Consider the following 21,841-nt stretch of genomic DNA (forward strand, 5'->3'; position numbering starts at 1 on the left):
TTCGATGTTCTCAGCGGGCAAAGACACCGTCGGGCCCCGGCATCTTGCACAATCGAGACAACACGTCCGGATCAATTCATGGCCACCGTCCCGAAGGCGGCCTCCCGATCCGAAAACCGTGTCTTAGAAAACGCCCCCATGATTGAGGCCCTTTCTAAGACAGGTTCGGCTGGACCCGGATTTCTCCGGACCCAGCCAAAATTTCAGGCGCATCAGCGATGCACCGGTAAGCAGGCTTAGGCCAGCTCGACCTCGGCGCCAGCTGCTTCCAGCTTGGCTTTAACTTCTTCGGCTTCTGCCTTGTCAACGCCTTCTTTGATCTTGCCGCCAGCTTCGACCAGTTCCTTGGCTTCTTTCAGGCCCAGACCGGTGATGCCGCGAACTTCTTTGATCACGTTGATTTTCGAAGCGCCGGCGTTCTTCAGAACGACGTCGAATTCGGTTTTCTCTTCCTCAGCTGCGCCACCGGCGTCGCCACCGGCTGCCATGACAACTGCGCCGCCAGCTGCGGGCTCGATGCCATATTCGTCTTTGAGGATGGTTTTCAGTTCTTGTGCTTCCAGCAGGGTCAGACCCACGATGCTTTCTGCGAGTGCTTTCAGATCAGCCATTTTATCAGCTCTTTCCGTTTACAGTGTGTGTTCCAACGTCAGGGGGTTTCCCCTACGCAGATCATTCAGTGCCAACCGCTTACGCAGCTTCCGCCTTCTCTTCGATGGTGGAAAGGATGCTTGCGATGTTGCTTGCAGGTGCGCCAATCGCGCCGGCGATGTTCGAAGCAGGTGCGCCAATGCAGCCCACGATCGAAGCAATAAGCTCCTCGCGAGACGGCATTTTCGAAACTGTTTCGACGCCTTTGCGGTCCAGAGCGTTCTCACCCATTGCACCACCAAGAATCTCAAAATTCTTGTTATCCTTGGCGAAGTCCTCGGCCACCTTGGCTGCTGCCACGGGGTCCTCGGAATAGGTCAGAACGGTCATCCCTGTCAGCAGGTCGGCCATGCTTGCACACGGCTTACCCTCAAGGGCGATTTTGGCGAGCCTGTTCTTGGCAACACGCACGGAGCCACCCGCGTCACGAGCACGTGCGCGAAGGTCCTGCATCTCGGCAACTGTCAGACCGGCGTAGTGAGCAACCACTACGACGCCAGAGCTTTCGAAGATTTGGCCGAGTTCCTCGACCACTTTCTCTTTCTGGGCTCTATCCACAGTTCTCTCCAAGTTAGGGGCGATACCTCACCCCGGCTCATATTTGCCGCAGCTTTCGCTCCGGCGTTCAGGTCCGTTATTACGGGATTGGCCAAAATGCGCCCGAGGGTGGGACCCTCAGAATTCTTTGGTCTTACCCGTCTCAGGCAGGGAATTAAGGGGCCGGATGGCACCACCCACCGTCTTGGACGAAACGAAAGAAAGCGCACGACGAATCGCACGCTTTATTCCGCAGGTCTACTTAGGGCAGACAGGTCCGGTTTCCAAGGGGTAAATTGCACGTACCAGCGATCTATCGCCCGTATGTCCGGTTCAGGCGGACCATTGACACGATTGCACCGCTCTTGTCTTGTCAGACCCGCCGCCGGGGCGCAGAAATTCAGACGCAGATTTGCGAGACCATGCCGACACTTACGATTTCCGAATACGACATGGCCCGCGAGTTTGCCAACGAATTTGCGCGCGATCACCTGCGCGACCACATCACCGGGCTTCATTGCGTCTACCGATCACATGGCTTCCCCGGTTCGCGCTTTGTGATGAAGGTCGAAACCCCGTCGCAGAACTATGCACTGAAGATCGACACCATCTCACCCGAATCCGGACGGCTGCCCAACGAATTCCAAGTGCTGACCCGCGTGCACGATCATTTCCGACGGCACGAGACCGCCCGCGTCGTCCGCCCGGTATTCCTGTCGCCCGGCGGCGCGTTCATGGTCACCGAATATATCGACCGCCCCACCGCCGTTGACGTGATCTACAACAGCACCGACGATAAACAGGTTGCCCAGATCTATCGCCGTGCCGGGTCGTGGCTGCATCACCTGCACAGCATCCAGAAGCCGACAAATTACGCGTTCCGACCGCGCTGGATGACCGAGAACATCCGCGAACTGTCAACACTCGTTCCCCCCGATATCGCCCGAGTCAGCCAGCCCATGGTCGAGATTTTTCTAGCCGAAGCCGCGCGTCTGAGAAACCGTCCCGACTTGCGCGTCTTCTCTCACGGTGATTTTCACGGCCTGAATCTGATCATGGGTCAGGGCACAACCATCGGTCTGGATTTCACCGAAGCGAGGGACAAACTGGCCGTTTATGACATCGTCGATTTTCTCAAAGCAGACATTTTCCGCGACAGCACAAACTCCGAAGTGGATCGCAGCGGCGTCCTGAAATCCAACAAACAAATGTTCTTCAAGCTCTACCGCCACCCCATCGACATGGAGATCCTGGATTGCTGCCTGCGCGGTCGCCTGCTGAAAGACTGGCTGCGCCTGTGGCGGCCGGATTTTATTTGCAGCCAGTTTGAGGAGCGCAAACGCGACCGCCTGGAAACCCGCTTGCGGCAAATCTTTCTGTAACGCCTGAGGCAAAGAAAAACCCGGGCCGTTCGCACGACCCGGGTCCATTTTCTATGACTGAAAGCCGGGGCTTATTCGCCAGCAGCAGCCGCCACATCCAGAGTCACGCCCGGGCCCATGGTCGAGCTCAGCGCGATTTTCTTCATGTAGGTGCCTTTGGCACCCGACGGCTTGGCCTTGGCCACAGCCGAGATGAAGGCACGGACGTTTTCGACCAGCTTGGCTTCGTCAAACGACGCTTTGCCAACACCGGCGTGCACAACGCCGCCTTTTTCCGCTTTGAACTGAACTTCGCCACCTTTGGCTGCTTCCACGGCTGCTTTCACGTCCATGGTCACGGTGCCGACCTTGGGGTTCGGCATCAGGTTGCGGGGGCCCAGAACTTTACCCAGACGACCGACGATCGGCATCATGTCCGGGGTGGCAATGCAGCGATCGAATTCGATGGTGCCGCCCTGAATGGTTTCCATCAGGTCCTCTGCGCCAACGATATCTGCGCCAGCTTCTTTTGCTTCGTCAGCTTTCGGGCCGCGCGCAAAAACAGCAACGCGCATCGCTTTGCCGGTGCCGTTCGGCAGGCCGACAACGCCACGAACCATCTGGTCCGCGTGACGGGTGTCAACGCCCAGGTTCATCGCGATTTCGATGGTCTCGTCGAATTTCGAGGTTGCATTGCCCTTGACCAGAGCAACCGCATCTTCAACCGACAGGTTTTCCTTGCCGGCGACAGCTTCGCGCGCAGCGCGGGTACGTTTACCGAGTTTTGCCATCTTACTTCACCTCGATGCCCATAGAGCGGGCCGAGCCCAGGATGATCTGCATTGCGCCTTCGACGTCGTTGGCGTTCAGATCTTTCATTTTGGCTTCGGCGATTTCACGCACCTGCTTCGAGGTCACGGTTGCCACGGTCTCACGACCGGGGTTTTCCGCGCCACGGGGGCGGTTACGCTTGCCAACCGGCTTCAGACCAGCCGCTTTTTTCAGGTAGTAAGACGCGGGCGGCGTCTTGATGTCCATGGTGAAGGACTTGTCCTGATAATAGGTGATCACGGTCGGGCACGGAGCGCCGGGCTCCATGTCTGCGGTCTTGGCGTTGAACGCCTTGCAGAATTCCATGATGTTGATGCCGCGCTGACCCAGCGCCGGACCAACCGGCGGCGACGGGTTCGCCTGACCTGCAGGAACCTGCAGCTTCATTGTACCAGCAAGCTTCTTGGCCATTTGGTTTTCCTTTCAACTAAGGTGAAACGCGTTCCACCCAGATTATGTTGCGTGGTCCGATCCGGGATCGCGATCCCAGCAACCTCCCACGAGAGAATCTCGCCCGAAGACGATAGAGGCGGCGTTTATAGGGGAATGGTGGGGTTGGCAAGAGCATTGCTTCGCAGCGTACTGGAATTACAGTGAGTAAAAGTCGAATTTAAAAAATCATCCAAATGAACATTGCGCAGCGCATTCTAAAACTCATAGGCGGGCTTTTCTTGCTGTGGCTTGTCCTGTTTGGGGCAAGCATACATTTCGGCCTTAAAGCAAGGTCAGAACAGGAGGAAGCTGCGAAAGAACAGAGAATTCAGAAACTCCGACGTGAATGGCAAGAGCTATGCGCCGTCGAAGACTGCGCTCAATTTCCTGTTGGTTACATTACCTACAAATTCGGGCCGGATCTGTACTATTTCCCGACAATTGGCTTGATGACCGAAAAACCACCCACTTTCACCGGTGGACTTTTGCCAGGCAGGTATGTCGAACTGGACGAAGAGAACAACACCAGACGCTCTTTCTCAGACGGCGGCAGGTTCAAAGTCTCCAACTGCTGTCACTATCTTCTGGCGTTCTATGGACTTGCCGCAGGCATTCCAGAAATTCTTCGCGATAGTCGGGGCCATCGAATGCTTTCAACCATAGCAAATTTCAATTCTCATGATCACCCTTACGGCCACAACAAGATCGGCCGCTGGCTTGATTTTGAGGTCGACGAAACACCTTCAATCCAAGCGGTCATCCGCGCTGATCAACCGTCTTTCAACGACGATTTTTGGCTTCTCTATTCTGGTGAGCCAAATGAGAAAGGAGGAAGAGATTTACGACTGTTGTCAAAACGCCCATTGATCAATGATAGGCATATTCTAGGTATGTGTGACTCATTGTGCACATTTGCAACAGTTTCATTGAAGGAAGCGACTGGTGGGACACAGCCGCACATCACTCTCAAATGGATGACAATACCCAGAGTGGAATCTTGTAATCCGGGCGGCTCTCCGTATGGATGCCCACTGTCTACGGAAGCATTCGAAGAAGTGCCGCGATTGTTAGCAGTGATTGACGAAATGTTCGAGGCTGCAAAGAAGAAACCCTCGATAGAGAACTGACTTGCACCCAAAGCACTTTTGCTACTCACTCGGCACCAAAGCAAATGCTGCGGTACCCACCTGACGCGCCATTCCGGGCACCTGAGAACAATAAACAACGGACACGTGGTCATGGACTTTCAATACCTGATCGGCGTGGTCGGCATGGCGGCCTTTGCAATCACCGCCGTGCTGGCGGTCGCCCCGCGGGGCATCGACATACACAGCGCCTGCGTTTTGGGGATCGTGACCGCAATTGGCGGCGGCACCATTCGCGACATGGTGCTGGATGCGCCGGTGTTCTGGTCGATGGATCCGAACTATATCTGGGTGGCGCTCATCGCCAGTCTTGTGACCGTCTATGCCTACAGATTTGCCCGGCAGGAGTCTGTTTACCGCCTCATGCTATATACCGATGGCCTCGGCGTGGCGCTGTTTGCAATTCAGGGCGCAAACAAGGCCTGGGGGTTGGGGTTCGGATTGCCGGTCGGGCCGGTGATCCTCGGGGTGGTTACGGCGGTTGGCGGCGGCATCATACGCGACGTGCTGGCCGGGCAACCCACATTGCTCATGAGCCGGGATATCTATGCGTTTCCGGTATCCGTCGGATGCGCCCTTTATGTCCTGCTGCTGTCTCTGGTTCCGGAACACTCGACCGTGTCAGGCGTCGTCTGCGCAACCTTGATATTCGCCATGCGGGCCGCCGTCATTCGCTGGGATCTGAGATTGCCCGACTGGGTGATGGTTCAGACCAAACGCAGCTAAAGACCGCTTGGTTCACAAACAAAAACGCCGCGAACCCAAGCGTCGCGGCGTTTTACAATTCGTTGAGAGCCAGCTTAGCTCTGCTTTGTAACCTGCGTGAAATCCAGTTCCACCGGCGTTTCCCGACCGAAGATCGAAACCGAGACCTTCAGTTTCTGTGCTTCGTCGTCCACGCCTTCGACCATGCCGTCGAAATCCTCGAACGGGCCGTCGTTGACCTTGACCTTTTCACCCACCTCAAAGCTGATCATCAGCTTGGGCGCTTCTTCGCCTTCCTGAACGCGGTTGAGGATCTGGTTCACCTCGGCGTCGCGCATGGGCATTGGGCGGCCCTGCGGGCCCAGGAAACCGGTGACGCGGTTGATCGAGTTGATCAGGTGATAGCCCTGATCGGACATTTCCATATGCACCAAAACGTAGCCGGGCATGAAACGGCGTTCGGTCGTGACTTTCTTGCCCCGGCGCACCTCGATCACCTCTTCGGTGGGCACCAGAACCTCGTCGATATCGTCCTCAAGGCCCTGTTCAGCCACCGACGTGCGGATCTGCTCTGCGATCTTCTTTTCGAAATTCGAAAGAACGCTGACCGAGTACCACCGTTTCGCCATGAACCTGTCGTCCTTGTTTGCCGTCAGGGCGGTGCAAGCGCCCTTCATTGAAATTCTATCGCGTGACCCGGAATAAAAAGCGGCGCGCAACCTGATTCGCCGCACGCCCATTCCGAATAGTCATGTCACCTACTCTGACACGCCGTGCTGTGCAAGGGGGCAGTGGCGTTTCCGCCCGCCCGGACCGGCTTAGCTGAACGCGCCCAGGATCAGTTGCAAGCCGCCGCGAATACCCAGATCGACCAGAGCGAAAAACACAGCCGTCAGCGCCGCCATGATGAACACCATGACCGTGGTCAACAGCACCTCACGCCGGGTCGGCCAGACGACCTTGGAGACTTCGGCACGGACTTGCTGAATGAACTGGATCGGGTTGGTGGTGGCCATGTGGCTTGATCTCTCTGCTAGCGGATAGGCCGGACATAGCCGGGCATTGCGGCAATTTCAAGGGCGGTTCGGATCAACTCTGCCTGGGCGATGCGACCCGGTTACGGCTTGGGCTTATCGTCCCATTCATCGCTGAGAATTCGACGGGCGTCGCCTTCGGGATCTTCATACTGGTTCGAACGGACGGTGTAGACAAACGCGACCAGGCCAACACCCCCCAGAAACAGGGAAATCGGGATCAGATAGGCCAGTACTTCCATTCTTGGGTTACCTCAGCCGAAGGGCGTTCAGGGACACGGTAATGGACGAGGTCGACATCGCCAAGGCCGCGATCAGGGGCGTTGCCAGCCCGATCACCGCCAGCGGGACGGCGATCACGTTATACACGGTGGCAATGCGAAAGTTTTCGCGAATCCGTTTGGTGGCTTTGACGGCGGTGTCACAAGCATCGGCGATGGGCGACAGATCGGTGCCCAACAGAACGATATCGGACGCCACCCGCGCGGCGTCCAAAGCAGAGGCCGGAGAGATCGAGACATGCGCCGCAGCCAGCGCCGCCGTGTCATTCAGACCATCGCCCACCATCAGGACATGCCGCCCCTGATCGCTGAGCTCCTGAATGCGCCGCGCTTTGTCCTGAGGCAGCGCCTCGGCAATCCAGTTTTCGATACCCAGCTTGTCGGCCAAGGCCTGAACGGCGCCTTTGGAATCGCCCGAGATCAGGATGATCTGCTTGCCCGACCGCGCAAACGCCTCGACCGCTTCAGCTGCGCCGGGGCGCAGGGCCTCCGAGAATGTGAAGGGCACGGGCGGGTTTGATCCGACGGAAAGCCAGGCCGAGGTCTGAGCCCCGTGCGCCCCTCCGACCCAGGCCGCGCGGCCCAGTCGGACACGCTGATCGCGATACAGGCCTTCTGTGCCATATCCGGGTACTTCGACGATTTCTTTCACTGCGGCAGGTTTGACCCCGGCGGCACGTGCTGCCTGCGCCAATGCGACCGAAAGCGGGTGGGCTGATGCCTCGGCCAAGGCCAACGCAATTTCCAGGTCAGCGCGGGAATGATCGCCCAGATTGGTCAGTTCCGGCGCGCCGGAGGTCAGCGTGCCGGTCTTGTCGAACACGACCGTATCGACCTCGGCCAGACGTTCCAGAGCGGTGGCGTGTTTGATCAGCATCCCCTTGCGGAACAACCGCCCCGAGGCGGCTGTCGTCACCGCAGGCACAGCCAGCCCCAAGGCGCAGGGGCAGGTGATGATCAACACCGCCGCCGCGATGTTCAACGCGGTGCGCAGATCGCCGGAATAGATGTACCAACCAACGAAGCTGAGTGCCGACAGGATGTGAACGCCCGGCGCGTAAAGCTTGGCTGCCTTGTCCGCCAGCGACGTGTACCGGGACCGCCCGGATTCCGCGATAGCAACCAGATCGGCCATCCGGTGGAGTGAGGTATCTTCACCCACCGCCGTGGCCCGGATGGTCAGCGGGCCGGTCAGGTTGACCTCACCCGCGCTGACGCTCTGGCCTGCTTCGGCAATGACCGGCAGGGTTTCTCCGGTCAGCAAAGACCGGTCCAGTTCGGACCGCCCCGAGACTATCTGGCCGTCCACGGGCATGCGCCCACCGGGCCGCACGAGGATCAGATCGCCCACGGTCAGGGCTGACACGGCAACCTCTTCCTCGACCCCGTCGATCACGCGGATGGCGCGCGGCACCTCAAGCGCCGTGAGTTCCTCGGCCGCGGACCGTGCGGCTGCGCGGGTCCGGTAATCCAGATACCGCCCGGCCAACAGGAAGAAAGTCAGGGTCAGGGCGGCGTCGAAATAGGCATGTTCACCGCTCAGGGCCGTTTCCCAAAGGGACGTCATCAAAGCCAACAGGATGGCCAGCACAATCGGCACGTCCATATTCAAGCGCCGAACCCGCAAGGCTGACCAGGCATTGGTAAAGAACGGCTGCGCCGAAAAGGCAATGGCAGGCAAGGCAATGGCGGCTGAAATCCAATGGAACATGTCGCGCGTCGCGTCCGCCGCCCCTGACCAGACCGAAACCGACAACAACATCACGTTCATCGAGGCGAAACCGGCCACCGCCAGCCGCATCAGCAAATCCCGGCCCGCCTTATCCGCACTGGTTGCCGACAGCGCGCCCGGATCCAGCTCATGCGCCTCATACCCGGCGCGTTCCAGCACCGGGATCAGGTCCGCTGCCCGCGTCTCGGGCGCGGCTTTGATCATGGCGCGTTTCAGGGTCAGGTTGACCCGCGCATCCTCGACACCGGGATGCGCGTTCAATGCGCGTTCGACATTCGCAATACAGGCCGAGCAGTGGATGCCCGGCAAGGACAGCGCAATCTGCACATCCTCGGGGATCGGACGCGCCGGTTCCGCCGGGGTCGCAATGCACCCCGGGCAAGCCGCCGTCCCGGATGTGATTTGCGCCGTCACTCCGTTAGCCTTTCACATACAGCGGTACGCGCTGCGTGAACTCGGCCCCTGCATGATCGCGTGCCACAAGGCGGATATTCCAGTTCCCCTTGCCCAGCGTCGCAGGCGTCGCATAGGCGATACCGTCAAAAGTAAAATCCGGCGAGAAATCATCCTTTACATGGGTCGCGCGACCCACGACCGCCTGCAATTCGGCCACCTGAACCGGGGCACCCGTGGCATCGGTAATGTGCAGGATCAGCAGGCCACCCTTGGTCTCGGCCCGGACCTCCCAGCCCAGCGCCTGTTGTTCCTTCAACCGCTCATTGAATTCCTGGCTGGCGACGTAAGAGTTCTTAACCTCGAGCCCCGGAAATGTTTTCACCGCGTTATAGGCCAGCAGCAGGTTTACGGCGATAATCACCCCAAAGGCGCCGACGAAAATCGCCAAAGCGTGCTTCCCGGTGAATTTGCGTTCTGTCATGATCCGTTCCCTCGGCCATTGAACGTGGTGTCTTTGTAGGCGCGCTCGCCGCTGGTGATGTCTTCGACCCAAATCCGAACCGGCGTCGTTTCCGCCCCCGCTGGGCCAGCATCGCGAGAGGCGGTGATGTACACGCGCACCAACTGTGCTGTGTCGGCCGTGACATTCACAGTATGCAGGTTTGTGCCCTCAATCTCCAACCGCATCGACGGATCACCGGCAAGCGACAGGCTGAACAGGCGGTCTTCGCCGTGTTTGTTACGCAGACGCACATCATAGGTGTTGCGAATGGTGCCGTCGGACAAGGTCACGAAGGTCGGGTTGCGAACAGGTGCCACCGTCAGATCAATATCGGACCGGATGAACAGCGCGAACAGCAGCGCGAACCCAACCAGTGACCACAGCGCCGTATACATGATCGTCCGGAACCGCAGGATGTGCTTCCACACATTCTTGGGCGGCTTACCCGAGCGTTCGTTGGCCTCATCGCTCAGCGCCATATAGTCGATCAACCCACGCGGTTTGCCGATCTTGGCCATCATGTCATCGCAGGCGTCTATGCACAGCGCACAGGTGATGCATTCCAACTGCTGGCCATCCCGAATGTCGATCCCCACGGGGCAGACATTCACGCAGGCCATGCAGTCGATGCAATCGCCCAACTCGGAATCGGCAGTGCGTTTGCCTTTACCGCGCGGCTCACCCCGCCATTCGCGGTAGCCGACAACCAGAGTGTCTTCGTCCATCATCGCGGCCTGAATGCGCGGCCAGGGGCAGGCATAGATACAGATTTGTTCACGGGCAAAACCGCCAAACAGGAAGGTCGTACCAGTCAGGATCAAAACGGTCGTGTAGGCCACGGGGTGCGCATTGCCGGTGACCAGATCGCGCAGCAATGTGGGCGCGTCGGCGAAGTAGAACACCCAGGCCCCGCCGGTTGCGAGGCCGATCAGGAACCAGGCCGTCCACTTCGTCAGCCGCAACCGCGCCTTGCGAAAGTCCATCTTCTCTTGCCGGTGCAGGCGCAATCGCGCGTTTCGATCGCCTTCGATCCAGCGCTCGACCAGAATGAACAAGTCGGTCCAGACCGTTTGCGGGCAGGCATAACCGCACCAGACGCGACCAAGGGCCGAGGTGAACAGGAACAACCCAAGACCGGCCATGATCAAAAGCCCGGCCACAAAGTAAAACTCATGCGGCCAGATCTCGATCCAGAAGAAATAAAACCGCCGGTTGGCCAGATCCAGCAGCACCGCCTGATCCGGCAGGCTGGGCCCGCGATCCCATCTGATCCACGGGGTCACATAGTAGATACCCAGCGTGACAATCAGGATGATCCATTTCAGGTTCCGAAACGGGCCGGATACGCGTCTTGGGAAAATCGGCTCGCGCGCGGCATACAAGCTGGGGGCGGGATCGGAATCGCTCACTGGCTGGCTCCAAATGGGTCTTCTGCTAGCGTCTTCTTCCAGATCATGTCCGCGCAAACTTTGACATGGGTCAAAACGCGCATCGAACAAACATCTTTTATCACATGCTACCAGATTGCCGCTTCAACCAGGTCACAAATGTCTTCACAGCCGGCCTAAGCGGCGTTTTTGCAGTTAAAACATGGTATCCGCTGGGGTCCGGCTCGGCATACAGCTCGATCAGACGCCCGGCGCGGATGTCGTTTTCGACGAAATGTCGCACCGTTGCGGTGACACCCTGACCGGCACGCAGCCCATCCAGCAGCAGGTTTCCGGGCAAAGACATACGCCCGGCCAAAGGCGGATGAGCCACACCACGCTTGGCAAGCCATGTGGATGCCTCGGTTGTGCCCAACTCCTCCAGCCAGGGCAAATGGGCCAGCTCTTCGGGCGTCCAGCTGGTTTTGCCCCCCAACAGGCCAGGGGCGGCGACGACGACAAAGGGTGTTTCCAGCAACATCTCGGACTCGACACCCGACCATCCGCCCGCCCCGTAGCGGATCGCGACATCGACCCCGCCGGGCGTCAAAGCGACCAGATGCGGCGATGGGTCAATCGCCAGGTTGATCTGAGGGTATTCGGCCTGAAACGCCGGCAAACGCGGCATCAGCCACGACGCCGCAAAACTTGAGGTCAGCGATACGTGCACCGGACGCGCCTCGCCCGATTTCATAAGCTCTTCCACAACGGTGCCGATGGATTCAAAACCCAGATGCAGGGCGCGGGCCAGCTGTCCGCCTTCGGCGGTCAAGGTCAGGGATTTGCCGTCACGCTGAACCAACGCGACGCCCATGTGTTTCTCAAGCGCGCGTAATTGCTGACTTATGGCAGCATGGCTAACATTCAATGCCTCGCCAGCCTGAACGACGCCGCCCCTCTCTGCAAAGGCAGAAAAGGCCCTTAGCGAGGCCAGCGGGGGTAGCTTCAGCCAATTCACGTGTAACCCCTGCTTACATTTTAGAACGCTAATTGGTTCGCATTTTTTGCCGAAGAACACAATCTTGTTGTTATCCGCAACACCGCGACAGGAGGGAACCCATGCTCTCGATTTATGCCAAAGCGATATTGAACGCGACCAGACTGCACCGACCGGCAACCACCCATGCCGCGCACTCAGAGGCAAAACCAAAGCTGATCGCCTTGCCGCCGGTGGGTCATCCCTTGTCGAAACACGCGCCCAGATCGGTTCAGAAAGACACAAGCAGAGTTCTGACACATCTACCCTCGGGGCAGTCCTGCCCTCAGACCTGAAATAGGCACCGGCTGTTCAGGAAACGCGCGAACAGATGGAACAGCCGGTGCCGGGACCTGTGGGCAGCGAACCGCCCGCAGGTATTCTTTTGCGCTTACTGACCGCCGCCCAACTGGTGGACATATGCGGATACGGCGCGGATCTGCGCCTCGGTCAGGCGGGTATCCCAGTTCGGCATTACGCCAAAGCGGCTATAGGTCACGGTCTCGGTCAGCGCCTCTTCGCTGCCGCCGTACAGCCAGATCGCATCCGTCAGGTTCGGAGCGCCCTGGAACATGTCACCTTGACCGTTTTCGCCGTGACAGGCCGAACAGTTGTCTTCGAACACAACTTTGCCCGCCTGTGCAGCCGCATCGTCGGTCTGCGCGTTGGTCAGCGACATGACGTACTGAACCACCTGGGTGATCTCTTCCTTCTCGAGGATCTCACCAAAGGCGGGCATCTCGGAATAGCGCGCATCGTCGCTTTCTTCGTTCCGGATGCCATAGCTGACGGTGAAATGGATATCCTCCATCGTGCCGCCCCACAGCCATGCGTCATCCAGCAGGTTCGGGAAGCCCGGCGCGCCCTGCGCACCCGAGCCATGGCACTGCGCGCACCAGGTGCGGAACACGGCGCTGCCCGCGTTGACGGCATATTGCTGAAGCTCAGCGTCCTTCGCGATATCGTCGAGCGGCGTATCCACCAATTGAGCGTTCAAAGGCGCGTTGGCCTCTTCAAACGCGACCAGTTCCTTTTGCACCTCAGCGCGTGAGGACCAGCCCGTCACACCCGCCGTTGCCGATTGCACAAGCGGCCAGGCCGGATACATGATGGTGTAGATCACGCCCCAGAAGATCGTGGCGTAGAAGGTCCACAACCACCAGCGGGGCATCGGGTTGTCGAATTCCTCGATCCCGTCCCAGCTGTGACCGGTTGTATTCGGATCGCCCGGCTGTTTTTCAGGTGTCTTGCTCATGGCCGCGCCTCCTTGGGTGTGGCGGGTTTGTCTTGCTGGGCGGGGGCATCGGTGTGCCGGAACGGGATGTTGGCGGTGTCCTTGTATTCCTTGCTGGCACCGGGGCGGAAAACCCAAACCACGATGCCAAGAAAGAAGGTGAACAGCAGCAGCAGCATCCAGCTATCCGCGAATTGCCGTAAGAGTGTATATTCTTCCATCATACCCTCCTGTTATCGGCTGGCTGCCGGGGTGAAGGTCGAGAAATCGACCAGCGTGCCCAGCATCTGCAGATAGGCAATCAGCGCATCGGCCTCGGTCAGATCGGACTGACCGTCGAAGTTGCGCACATTGACCTTGTCGCCATAACGCTCCAGCAGCCCGTCATAGTCGCTGTCCGGATCGGCCTGCGCGCGGAAGTCGGCCACGGCGTTTTCCAGCATTTCTTCGGTGTAGGGCGTGCCGACCACGGCGTTTGCCGCCATGATGTCGCCGATATATTCACCGTCGATCTTGCGACGTTCCAGGAAGCCATATTTCGGCATCACCGATTCCGGCACCACCGATTGCGCATCGCGCAGGTGGCGCACATGCCAGTCGTCCGAGTAACGGCCACCGACGCGAGCCAGATCAGGCCCGGTACGCTTGGACCCCCACTGGAACGGGTGGTCATACATCGATTCAGCCGCCAGCGAGTAATGGCCATAACGTTCGACCTCGTCCCGCATCGGGCGGATCATCTGGCTGTGGCAGACATAGCAGCCTTCGCGCAGATAAATCTCGCGACCCGCCATTTCGAGTGGGGTGTAAGGGCGCATGCCCTCCACCTTCTCGATGGTGTTCTCAAGATAGAACAGAGGTGCAATCTGTACGATTCCACCGATGGTCACGACCAGAAAGCTGAAGATCAGCAGGAGGGTCGCGTTGGTCTCGAGGATCTTATGTTTGTCGAGAATTGCCATTGCTCCGGCCCTCCTTATTCAGCCGGGACCGCGACGGTCAGGCTGGCCTCACGGGCCGGCGCTTTCCGCACAGTCATCCACAGGTTGTAGCACATGATCACCGACCCAGCGAGGAACATGACCCCGCCCAGACCGCGCACCACATACATCGGGAACTTGGCCGCCACAGTGTCGGCGAACGAGTTCACCAGGAAGCCGTTGGCATCCACTTCGCGCCACATCAGGCCTTCCATGATACCGGTCACCCACATCGACGCGGCGTAGAGCACGATGCCGATGGTGGCGAGCCAGAAGTGCCAGCTGACCATTTGCAGCGAGTAGAGACGCTCGCGCTTCCACAGGACAGGCACCAGGAAGTACAGCGCACCGAATGTGATCATGCCGTTCCAGCCCAGCGCACCCGAATGCACGTGACCAATGGTCCAGTCGGTGTAGTGAGACAGGCTGTTCACAGCGCGGATCGACATCATCGGACCTTCAAAGGTGGACATGCCGTAGAAGCCGACCGAGATCACCATCATCCGGATCACCGGGTCGGTGCGCAGTTTGTCCCACGCGCCCGACAGGGTCATCAGGCCGTTGATCATGCCACCCCAGGACGGCATCCACAGGATCACCGAGAACACCATGCCCAGCGTCGAAGCCCAATCCGGCAGCGCGGTATAGTGCAGGTGGTGCGGACCGGCCCAGATATACAGGAAGATCAGCGCCCAGAAGTGGATGATCGACAGCTTGTAGCTGAACACCGGACGTTCGGCCTGTTTCGGGATGAAGTAATACATCATGCCCAAGAAACCGGCGGTCAGGAAGAAGCCCACGGCGTTGTGGCCGTACCACCACTGGATCATGGCATCTTGCACACCAGACCAGACGATGACCGATTTCGAACCCCAGATGCTGACCGGGATGGTCATGTTGTTGACCAGGTGCAGCATGGCGACGGTGACGATGAAGGCCAGGTAGAACCAGTTTGCCACGTAGATATGGGGCTCTTTCCGCTTGATGATCGTGCCCAGATAGACCGCCAGATAGGCGACCCAGACGACGGTCAGCCACAGGTCAACATACCATTCCGGCTCGGCATATTCCTTGGACTGGGTTCCGCCCAGAACGTATCCGGTAGCAGCCAGCACGATGAACAGCTGATAGCCCCAGAACACGAACCACGCGAGATTTCCACCCCACAACCGCGCGGCGCTGGTACGCTGAACCACATAGAACGAGGTTGCGATCAAGGCGTTGCCGCCAAAGGCAAAAATCACCGCCGAGGTGTGCAGCGGACGCAGCCGCCCGAAGTTCAGGTATCCCTGCGCCCATTCGAAATTGAGAGTCGGAAAGGCCAGCTGGAACGCAATAAAGGTCCCTGCAAGGAACCCGACCACCCCCCAAAAGGCGGTTGCGATCACGCCGTAGCGGATCACGTCATCCATGTACTCGCCCGAGCGATCAGTGAGAATATCTGGCTCATCCGTGTTTCGAAGCGTCCAGATGAACAGACCGCCGGCGATGACCATCACCAGTATCGCATGCACCTGATACGCCAAATCGCGTGCATAATTGGACCCGATCGCGGCAAATACCACGACCAGACCAAGCACGATCAGCTTGATGTAATTCGACATATTGCGTCCCTTTACCGTGCCCCGCGCAATTTGCGTGCCGCGCAGAACCTTTTTGACTGTTTGCTGTATTGAAGAAATGCAGCCTGGGCTGCTTTGATCTGAGTCAAGACAGACACCCGTTTTCTATGACACGCATACGTCTATGAATGGGTTATCTGGTCGCAGGGGACCGTTGACCCCAAGTCAAGAGGTCGACATGGCGTATAAATCTCTTCTCACAATCATGACCGAAACACAGGGCGCACAGGCCACGCTTGCCCAGTTGGCGGCCCTGGCCGAAGCGCAGGATGGTCATGCCGAGGCCCTGTGTCTGGGCGTCGATCGCAGTCAGACAGGCTATTACTATGCCGGGGCAAATGCGTTGATCCTTCAGGAAACGCTCAGCCGGGCCAATGCCGAAGCGGATGAGCTGCTGGCCTTCGCTAAGGAGTATCTGCGAAAAACCGGGGCGCGCTGGTCAGCCGAAAGCGGTGTCGCCCAGATCGCGGATATTGGCCGCCATGTGGCACATCGGGCGCGGTTTTCGGATCTGGTCGTGCTGCCGCATCCCTACGGTGAGGATCGCGGCGCCGAGGCCGAACCGATCATCGAAGCCGCCATGTTCGAAGGCCACGCGCCTGTGCTGGTCGTCCCGAATACCGCCCGTCCGATGTCGGTGCCCAAACGCATCATGATCGCGTGGAACGAAAGCATCGAGGCGATGCGCGCCGTGCGCCGCGCCCTGCCCTTTCTCAAGGCGGCTGATGTGGCCCGTATCGTGGTCATCGACCCGCCGCGGCACGGGCCTGACCGGTCCGATCCCGGCGGGATGCTGTCCCAGATGCTGGCGCGGCACGGCGTCAAATGCGAGATCGAGGTGCTGAGCAAGACAATGACCCGCGTCTCGGACATTCTGAACCGGCACGCGATGGATACGGAATCCGACATGATCGTCATGGGGGCATATGGCCATTCCCGCTTTCGCGAAGCGATCCTTGGCGGTGCAACACGCAACATGCTGGAACAATCCGCCGTCCCGGTTTTTCTGGCCCACTGAACCCCGCTGAGGGGCTGGAGCTTTGAAAGCGGCGTCAAGTACGACCGGATGAGAGTTCGGGCGCGCATGAACGTGCAACCGTTTCGCGGCACCTTCTGCCACCCGGGCTGCCGCATCTTCACATGCCCGCTAGTGCGGTGAAACGATGCTGGCGTGGTGCGCGGACACTCCCTACCTCGGTTTCAAATCGACGGAGGCACAATGCGCACCTTTATCCCAACCCTTGCCGCTGCGGTCATGCTGGCCATTCTTATCGGCGCAGATGTCGCCAAGCCTCTGGGTGCCCACCCATGGTGGTCGCAGAAAACGCTGCTGTTTGGCGCGCTAATCGGGCTGATCCTTGCAACCCTGCTTGCACGCGTGTCGGTTCCGGTAGCAAGGCTGGCTGTTGCCGTGGTGCTCACAGCGTTCGCTTTTGGTGTTGCAAAATACGGTCAGACCCAATTCGCCGCCTCATATGCCGAAGATGCCTTGGCGGGTAAGCTGTGGTACTTCGGATGGATTGCGGTCGGAGCCACTGCGGCATCCCTGTTGACCTTCCTGATGCAGATGATCCTGCCCGGAACCGCTGGTCGAACACCATCAGGCTCGGGCAGCAAGATCAGCTAGGCCAAAGCGAACCCAATCAGGTTTAGCCAACGCGGGTGACTGATCTGGTCAGACCAGGAACCCACCATCCGAATCGTCACCGGCCTCATCCATCAATCGGCCCATGTCGGGAATGGTCACGTGGCGTTTGCCTTCCAGCGCAATCACCCCGTCCTTTTTCAGGGCCGAAATCTGACGGCTGACCGTCTCAAGCGTCAGGCCGAGGTAGTCGGCCATCGCCTCGCGGGTCAGAGGCAGGTCAAAGACAATCGCCCCCGACAGCCCCTTTTGCGTGATCGAGGCATCGCGACGCGCAATGATCGACAAAAGACTGGCGATCTTTTCCCGCGCGGTTTTGCGCCCCAGAACCAGCATCCACTCGCGCGCGGCGTCCAGCTCGTCCAATGTCATCTGCAACAGGCGATGCGCGATATGCGGCGTCGCGTTCATCAAATCCTCGAACGGTTTCTTGCGAAAGCAGCACATCACCACGTCCGTGGTGGCCTGAACGTCATAGGCCGCGGCGTCACGCCCCGGTCGTCCCACAAAGTCACTGGGCAGCAAAAGACCCACCATCTGGGTCCGGCCATCCTCCATCGTTTGGGTCAAAGAGGCGATTCCCGACACGACCGAACCGACAAAGTTCATCTGATCGCCTGACCAAATGATCGTCTGACCCGCCTCGAAACTGCGGTAATACTTAATCTCTTCAAGGGCTTCCAACTCATCCGTATCACAGCGTGCACAGACGGCCCGGTGACGAATCGGGCAGTCTTCGCAATTGGCGTGATCGAACTGTGCTTTAATTGTCATGCGCGTTCCCACTTGATCTCTGTCAAAGCAGCCAAGTCGTTGGCCTCATAAGGTTATCGTCATGATAGATAAATCACAATTGGCAAGGCTTGGACTATTTGACGCGAAAGTGCCGCGTTACACGAGCTACCCAACCGCCCCCCACTTCAGCAATGACGTGGGGGCTGACCTTTATGGCGACTGGATTTCCGCAATAAAACCCGGAAGCGCCGTCTCGCTATATATCCACGTCCCCTTCTGTCGCCGGCTGTGCTGGTTCTGCGCCTGCCGCACGCAAGGCACGCAGACGGACAACCCGGTCATTGCCTATGTGGATGTTCTGAAGGCCGAGCTGGACTTGCTGGCCGCGCGCCTGCCAGACGGCGTCGTGCTGTCGCGCCTGCATTGGGGCGGTGGAACGCCGACCTTGCTGAACCCGGACCTGATGCGCGAACTGGCGCAGCATATCCTGGGCATTGTGCCGATGGGCCCGGATGCCGAGTTCTCGGTCGAAATCGACCCGAACGAGATTGACGATGCGCGTCTGGATGCCCTGGCCGAGGCAGGCATGAACCGCGCCTCGATCGGTGTGCAGGATTTCGATGATGAGATTCAAAAGACCATCGGGCGCATTCAAAGCTATGACACCACCCGCGAAGCGGTCGACATGATCCGCGCGCGCGGCATCACCAGTCTGAATGCCGATATTCTGTACGGTCTGCCCCATCAGACCAAGGCCCGCATGACCGAAAGCGTGCAGAAGCTTTTGTCGCTCAGCCCGGACCGCGTGGCGCTTTATGGCTATGCCCACGTGCCGTGGATGGCCAAGCGGCAGCAGCTGATTCCATCAGACGCGCTGCCGACGCCCGAACAACGGCTGGACCTGTTCGACACGGCCCGCCGCCTGTTCATGTGGGACAATTACGCCGAGATCGGGATCGACCACTTCGCAACACAGGAAGATGGCCTGACCCGGGCTTTGAACGCGGGGCAGCTAAAGCGCAACTTCCAGGGCTATACCGACGATCAGGCCGAGGTTTTGATTGGGGTCGGTGCCAGTTCGATCTCGCGCTTCCCGCAGGGCTACGCGCAGAACAATCCGGCGACCTCGGCGCATACCAAGGCGGTTCGCGACGGGCGGTTTTCAACCTCGCGGGGGCATCTGTTCAAAGCTCAGGATGTACTGCGCGCCCGGCTGATCGAAGCGCTGATGTGCGATTTCAAGATCAACTCGGCCGAGATTCTGCGCGATTACGACGTCACCGCCCAAGAGTTGCGCGACATGTACAGCGCGGCGAATATAGCCTTTGACGGGTTGCTGCGCATCACCGAGGACGGGCTGTTCATCCCGCCCGAAGCCCGCGCCCTGACCCGGATGATCGCGCGGACCTTCGATGCCTACGACCTCAGCAAGGCCGGGCATAGTTCCGCCATCTGACCCAAAGACCGCGGGCGGCTTTTCCGCCCGCCTCGCGAGATTTCGAACAGGGGCTTGACGCAAGGCTTCTGTTTTCTCCACACTTGGGGTGTGGCCCGTTAAACTGGTCCGCAATTCGAGGCAGGTAAATTCGCAGACATCCCGTGCCGACGCTTTTGCGTTCGACATCCTCATTCGTGCAGCCACTCTGCAACCTGAAAGAGGGACAGCACATATGCGCGTTTTCACCGTCCTGGGCCCCAGTCAATCGGGCAAATCCACTCTGGTCGAGGCCATCAGCCGCCTCGACGGGCGCCCCACAACATTCGACGTATCCGGAACCGTGCATTTGCACGGTTTTTCTTACTTGGACGAACCATGGTGTGCGGTTGACGTTGATGGCGGCGGCGATGCGCTGGCTTATGTCGGTCCGGCCATGGCAATCTCGGACGCGGCAGTCGTCGTCGTGCCACCCGATCCAGACGCCGCTGTGCTGTGTGCGCCGTATCTGAGATTGGTCGAAGAGGCCGGCATCCCCTGCTTTCTGTTCATCAACCGGATGGACAACCCCAACGGCCGCATCCGCGACATTATCGCGGCGCTGCAAACCTATTGCACCAACCACATCGCATTGCGCCAGGTTCCGATCCGCGAAGGGGAAACGATCATCGGCGCGGTCGATCTGATTTCTGAACGCGCGTGGAAATATCAGGAAGGCCAACCCTCGGCCCTGATCGAATTGCCGCAATCGGTCGAGGATCGCGAGCAGGAGGCCCGCACCGAATTGCTGGAAACCCTGTCCGATTTCGATGACAACCTGTTAGAACAACTGATCGAGGACAAGCAGCCCCCCAGCGCCGAGGTCTATGACCTCGCCGCGCAGGTCCTGCAAAACCACCAGTTGATCCCGGCCTGTCTGGGGGCCGCAAGCCATGGCAATGGCCTGACCCGGTTGATGAAAGCCCTGCGGCACGAGGCGCCTGAGTTTGATATCGCCGCCGGGCGTGACGAAGCGGCAGACAATGCCCGCGCAATCGCAGGCTTTGCCGATGTGAAGAAACATATCGGCAAGATCACCGTGCTGCGTGGCCTGGGCGACGGCGTCAAAGCGCATGAGGCGTTGGGCGGCGAAACCGTGGGCAACCTGACCACGCTGGACGCAAAAACCCAGATCAATGCGTTGGAGGCCGGGCAGATCGGTCTGGCGGTCAAATCCGATCACCTGAATCCCGGTTTTATCTATGACAGCCGTGCGGCAACACCGTTGCCGGATTGGGCCGCGTCGCACCCTGTTGCGCACCGGCAGGTCGTCTCGCCCGCGCATGAACGCGACGACGTGCGCCTGTCCAACGCTCTGACCCGGCTGGTCGAGATCGATCCGGGGCTTCAGATGGAGCAGGATGAACTCAGCGGTCATTCTGTTCTGGGCTCGCAAGGGCCACAGCATATGCGACGGGTGACGGCGAAGCTGTTAGAGGATTTCGGCATCGAAATCGAAACCAGCGCGGTCGAAACCGCCTATCGTGAAACCATCCGCACATCGGTCGAACACCGGCATCGGCATCGCAAGCAATCCGGCGGGGCCGGGCAGTTTGCTGATGTGGTCATCTCGGTCGCGCCGCTGCCGCGCGGTTCTGGCTTTCAGTTCGAGGAAATCGTCAAGGGCGGGGCCGTGCCGAAGAACTATATCCCGTCGGTCGAACACGGGGCCAAGGACGCGCTGGTACAGGGCCCCGAAGGCTTTCCGGTGGTGGATGTCAAAGTCACACTCAGCGACGGAAAGCACCACAATGTCGACAGTTCGGACTATGCCTTCCGCACCGCAGGCAAAAACGCCGTCCGCGAGGCCCTGCCCGAAGCCAAACCCGTGGTGCTGCAACCGATCCTGACCGCCGAGATCCATCTGCCATCAGATTTCGTAGGCGATCTGGTGCCGACGATCAGCACGCTGCAAGGGCAGGTTCTGGGCTTCGAGGGCAATCCAAACGCGTCGGGCTGGGAGATCTTCAATGCGCAGCTTCCGGCCGTGGCGCAGGACGAGTTACACCGAACCCTCGCCAGCGCCACGCGCGGGACCGGTTGGGTCAAGCTGAGCTTCGATCACTATGAGGAGCTGCGCGGGCCGGTTCCAAAACCCGCCGACCGGGAAAAGGCCAACGCCTGAGAAACGTGTCGGGCGG

Annotated in this window: 23 protein-coding genes; 7 read left to right on the plus strand and 16 right to left on the minus strand. The window is 59.3% G+C overall.

Annotated elements, in window-relative coordinates; all coding sequences use genetic code 11:
* Positions 1–236: 236 nt before the first annotated feature.
* Both rplL and rplJ read right to left on the minus strand, forming a co-directional pair.
* Complete coding sequence (gene rplL / locus ACR0LW_RS13305) at positions 237–611, minus strand: 50S ribosomal protein L7/L12 (protein ID WP_008755409.1); 375 nt, start codon at positions 609–611, stop codon at positions 237–239.
* Between the two features lie 79 nt (positions 612–690).
* Positions 691–1,209 (minus strand): 50S ribosomal protein L10, encoded by a 519-nt coding sequence (gene rplJ, locus ACR0LW_RS13310; protein ID WP_170455059.1) that lies wholly within the window; start codon positions 1,207–1,209, stop codon positions 691–693.
* 401 nt (positions 1,210–1,610) lie between these two features.
* Between rplJ and ACR0LW_RS13315 the strand changes: the two genes are divergently transcribed.
* A complete protein-coding gene (locus ACR0LW_RS13315; protein WP_170634385.1) occupies positions 1,611–2,570 on the plus strand; it encodes an aminoglycoside phosphotransferase family protein in 960 nt (319 codons plus the stop codon).
* Positions 2,571–2,641: 71 nt separating this feature from the next.
* Here ACR0LW_RS13315 and rplA read toward each other — a convergent pair whose 3' ends face one another.
* Both rplA and rplK read right to left on the minus strand, forming a co-directional pair.
* Positions 2,642–3,340 carry a 50S ribosomal protein L1 gene (gene rplA, locus ACR0LW_RS13320; RefSeq protein WP_170455063.1) on the minus strand — a complete coding sequence of 233 codons (699 nt, stop codon included), beginning with the start codon at positions 3,338–3,340 and terminating at the stop codon, positions 2,642–2,644.
* Between the two features lies 1 nt (position 3,341).
* Positions 3,342–3,791: a 50S ribosomal protein L11 gene (gene rplK / locus ACR0LW_RS13325; RefSeq protein WP_010440985.1), complete on the minus strand. Its 450-nt coding sequence runs from the start codon at positions 3,789–3,791 to the stop codon at positions 3,342–3,344.
* A 215-nt stretch (positions 3,792–4,006) separates the two neighbouring features.
* On the opposite strand from rplK, the gene ACR0LW_RS13330 reads away from it, so the two are divergent.
* Together ACR0LW_RS13330 and ACR0LW_RS13335 are read left to right on the plus strand one after the other, a co-directional pair.
* Positions 4,007–4,939 carry a hypothetical protein gene (locus tag ACR0LW_RS13330; RefSeq protein WP_480882917.1) on the plus strand — a complete coding sequence of 311 codons (933 nt, stop codon included), beginning with the start codon at positions 4,007–4,009 and terminating at the stop codon, positions 4,937–4,939.
* Between the two features lie 111 nt (positions 4,940–5,050).
* Complete coding sequence (locus ACR0LW_RS13335) at positions 5,051–5,683, plus strand: trimeric intracellular cation channel family protein (protein ID WP_480882918.1); 633 nt, start codon at positions 5,051–5,053, stop codon at positions 5,681–5,683.
* Positions 5,684–5,757: 74 nt separating this feature from the next.
* On the opposite strand, the gene nusG is transcribed toward ACR0LW_RS13335, so the two are convergent.
* The 11 genes from nusG to ccoN form a co-directional block, all read right to left on the minus strand.
* Complete coding sequence (gene nusG, locus ACR0LW_RS13340; protein WP_008758130.1) at positions 5,758–6,291, minus strand: transcription termination/antitermination protein NusG; 534 nt, start codon at positions 6,289–6,291, stop codon at positions 5,758–5,760.
* Between the two features lie 189 nt (positions 6,292–6,480).
* Complete coding sequence (gene secE, locus ACR0LW_RS13345) at positions 6,481–6,678, minus strand: preprotein translocase subunit SecE (protein ID WP_050605011.1); 198 nt, start codon at positions 6,676–6,678, stop codon at positions 6,481–6,483.
* A 101-nt stretch (positions 6,679–6,779) separates the two neighbouring features.
* Entirely contained in the window at positions 6,780–6,938 is a 159-nt protein-coding gene (gene ccoS, locus ACR0LW_RS13350) for a cbb3-type cytochrome oxidase assembly protein CcoS (protein ID WP_170455067.1), read from the minus strand.
* 7 nt (positions 6,939–6,945) lie between these two features.
* A complete protein-coding gene (locus ACR0LW_RS13355) occupies positions 6,946–9,123 on the minus strand; it encodes a heavy metal translocating P-type ATPase (RefSeq protein ID WP_480882919.1) in 2,178 nt (725 codons plus the stop codon).
* 4 nt (positions 9,124–9,127) lie between these two features.
* Positions 9,128–9,586 carry a FixH family protein gene (locus ACR0LW_RS13360; RefSeq protein WP_480882920.1) on the minus strand — a complete coding sequence of 153 codons (459 nt, stop codon included), beginning with the start codon at positions 9,584–9,586 and terminating at the stop codon, positions 9,128–9,130.
* Positions 9,583–11,016 carry a cytochrome c oxidase accessory protein CcoG gene (ccoG, locus tag ACR0LW_RS13365; RefSeq protein WP_170455073.1) on the minus strand — a complete coding sequence of 478 codons (1,434 nt, stop codon included), beginning with the start codon at positions 11,014–11,016 and terminating at the stop codon, positions 9,583–9,585. The genes ACR0LW_RS13360 and ccoG overlap by 4 nt, the downstream gene beginning before the upstream one ends.
* A 100-nt stretch (positions 11,017–11,116) precedes the next feature.
* Positions 11,117–11,992 carry a LysR family transcriptional regulator gene (locus tag ACR0LW_RS13370; protein WP_480882921.1) on the minus strand — a complete coding sequence of 292 codons (876 nt, stop codon included), beginning with the start codon at positions 11,990–11,992 and terminating at the stop codon, positions 11,117–11,119.
* A gap of 409 nt (positions 11,993–12,401) precedes the next feature.
* Complete coding sequence (gene ccoP / locus ACR0LW_RS13375) at positions 12,402–13,265, minus strand: cytochrome-c oxidase, cbb3-type subunit III (protein ID WP_170634367.1); 864 nt, start codon at positions 13,263–13,265, stop codon at positions 12,402–12,404.
* Entirely contained in the window at positions 13,262–13,465 is a 204-nt protein-coding gene (locus ACR0LW_RS13380; RefSeq protein WP_170524051.1) for a cbb3-type cytochrome c oxidase subunit 3, read from the minus strand. The genes ccoP and ACR0LW_RS13380 overlap by 4 nt, the downstream gene beginning before the upstream one ends.
* Before the next feature lie 12 nt (positions 13,466–13,477).
* Positions 13,478–14,206: a cytochrome-c oxidase, cbb3-type subunit II gene (gene ccoO / locus ACR0LW_RS13385; protein ID WP_170455081.1), complete on the minus strand. Its 729-nt coding sequence runs from the start codon at positions 14,204–14,206 to the stop codon at positions 13,478–13,480.
* A 14-nt stretch (positions 14,207–14,220) separates the two neighbouring features.
* Complete coding sequence (ccoN, locus tag ACR0LW_RS13390) at positions 14,221–15,828, minus strand: cytochrome-c oxidase, cbb3-type subunit I (protein ID WP_170455084.1); 1,608 nt, start codon at positions 15,826–15,828, stop codon at positions 14,221–14,223.
* A 196-nt stretch (positions 15,829–16,024) separates the two neighbouring features.
* On the opposite strand from ccoN, the gene ACR0LW_RS13395 reads away from it, so the two are divergent.
* Complete coding sequence (locus tag ACR0LW_RS13395) at positions 16,025–16,864, plus strand: universal stress protein (protein ID WP_170455085.1); 840 nt, start codon at positions 16,025–16,027, stop codon at positions 16,862–16,864.
* 201 nt (positions 16,865–17,065) lie between these two features.
* Positions 17,066–17,473: a hypothetical protein gene (locus tag ACR0LW_RS13400; protein WP_480586589.1), complete on the plus strand. Its 408-nt coding sequence runs from the start codon at positions 17,066–17,068 to the stop codon at positions 17,471–17,473.
* Positions 17,474–17,521: 48 nt separating this feature from the next.
* Here the strand turns inward: ACR0LW_RS13400 and fnrL are convergent, their stop codons facing one another.
* Positions 17,522–18,265 carry a transcriptional regulator FnrL gene (gene fnrL / locus ACR0LW_RS13405; protein WP_170524042.1) on the minus strand — a complete coding sequence of 248 codons (744 nt, stop codon included), beginning with the start codon at positions 18,263–18,265 and terminating at the stop codon, positions 17,522–17,524.
* 61 nt (positions 18,266–18,326) lie between these two features.
* On the opposite strand from fnrL, the gene hemN reads away from it, so the two are divergent.
* Both hemN and ACR0LW_RS13415 read left to right on the plus strand, forming a co-directional pair.
* Positions 18,327–19,682, plus strand: coding sequence for an oxygen-independent coproporphyrinogen III oxidase (hemN, locus tag ACR0LW_RS13410; protein ID WP_480882922.1), 1,356 nt, complete (start codon positions 18,327–18,329; stop codon positions 19,680–19,682).
* Positions 19,683–19,896: 214 nt separating this feature from the next.
* The gene (locus tag ACR0LW_RS13415) at positions 19,897–21,825 is read left to right on the plus strand and encodes an elongation factor G (protein WP_480882923.1); all 1,929 of its coding nucleotides are present in this window, start codon (positions 19,897–19,899) and stop codon (positions 21,823–21,825) included.
* Positions 21,826–21,841: the final 16 nt, after the last annotated feature.

The sequence above is a fragment of the Ruegeria sp. N4 genome (assembly GCF_056531425.1).

Excerpts from the sequence above, each read along its gene's own strand:
- rplL (WP_008755409.1), bottom strand. The coding sequence starts at position 611 with ATGGCTGATCTGAAAGCACTCGCAGAAAGCATCGTGGGTCTGACCCTG.
- ACR0LW_RS13315 (WP_170634385.1), top strand. The coding sequence starts at position 1,611 with ATGCCGACACTTACGATTTCCGAATACGACATGGCCCGCGAGTTTGCC.
- rplA (WP_170455063.1), bottom strand. The coding sequence starts at position 3,340 with ATGGCAAAACTCGGTAAACGTACCCGCGCTGCGCGCGAAGCTGTCGCC.
- rplK (WP_010440985.1), bottom strand. The coding sequence starts at position 3,791 with ATGGCCAAGAAGCTTGCTGGTACAATGAAGCTGCAGGTTCCTGCAGGT.
- ACR0LW_RS13330 (WP_480882917.1), top strand. The coding sequence starts at position 4,007 with ATGAACATTGCGCAGCGCATTCTAAAACTCATAGGCGGGCTTTTCTTG.
- ACR0LW_RS13335 (WP_480882918.1), top strand. The coding sequence starts at position 5,051 with ATGGACTTTCAATACCTGATCGGCGTGGTCGGCATGGCGGCCTTTGCA.
- nusG (WP_008758130.1), bottom strand. The coding sequence starts at position 6,291 with ATGGCGAAACGGTGGTACTCGGTCAGCGTTCTTTCGAATTTCGAAAAG.
- secE (WP_050605011.1), bottom strand. The coding sequence starts at position 6,678 with ATGGCCACCACCAACCCGATCCAGTTCATTCAGCAAGTCCGTGCCGAA.
- ccoS (WP_170455067.1), bottom strand. The coding sequence starts at position 6,938 with ATGGAAGTACTGGCCTATCTGATCCCGATTTCCCTGTTTCTGGGGGGT.
- ACR0LW_RS13360 (WP_480882920.1), bottom strand. The coding sequence starts at position 9,586 with ATGACAGAACGCAAATTCACCGGGAAGCACGCTTTGGCGATTTTCGTC.
- ccoP (WP_170634367.1), bottom strand. The coding sequence starts at position 13,265 with ATGAGCAAGACACCTGAAAAACAGCCGGGCGATCCGAATACAACCGGT.
- ACR0LW_RS13380 (WP_170524051.1), bottom strand. The coding sequence starts at position 13,465 with ATGGAAGAATATACACTCTTACGGCAATTCGCGGATAGCTGGATGCTG.
- ccoO (WP_170455081.1), bottom strand. The coding sequence starts at position 14,206 with ATGGCAATTCTCGACAAACATAAGATCCTCGAGACCAACGCGACCCTC.
- ccoN (WP_170455084.1), bottom strand. The coding sequence starts at position 15,828 with ATGTCGAATTACATCAAGCTGATCGTGCTTGGTCTGGTCGTGGTATTT.
- ACR0LW_RS13395 (WP_170455085.1), top strand. The coding sequence starts at position 16,025 with ATGGCGTATAAATCTCTTCTCACAATCATGACCGAAACACAGGGCGCA.
- ACR0LW_RS13400 (WP_480586589.1), top strand. The coding sequence starts at position 17,066 with ATGCGCACCTTTATCCCAACCCTTGCCGCTGCGGTCATGCTGGCCATT.
- fnrL (WP_170524042.1), bottom strand. The coding sequence starts at position 18,265 with ATGACAATTAAAGCACAGTTCGATCACGCCAATTGCGAAGACTGCCCG.
- hemN (WP_480882922.1), top strand. The coding sequence starts at position 18,327 with ATGATAGATAAATCACAATTGGCAAGGCTTGGACTATTTGACGCGAAA.
- ACR0LW_RS13415 (WP_480882923.1), top strand. The coding sequence starts at position 19,897 with ATGCGCGTTTTCACCGTCCTGGGCCCCAGTCAATCGGGCAAATCCACT.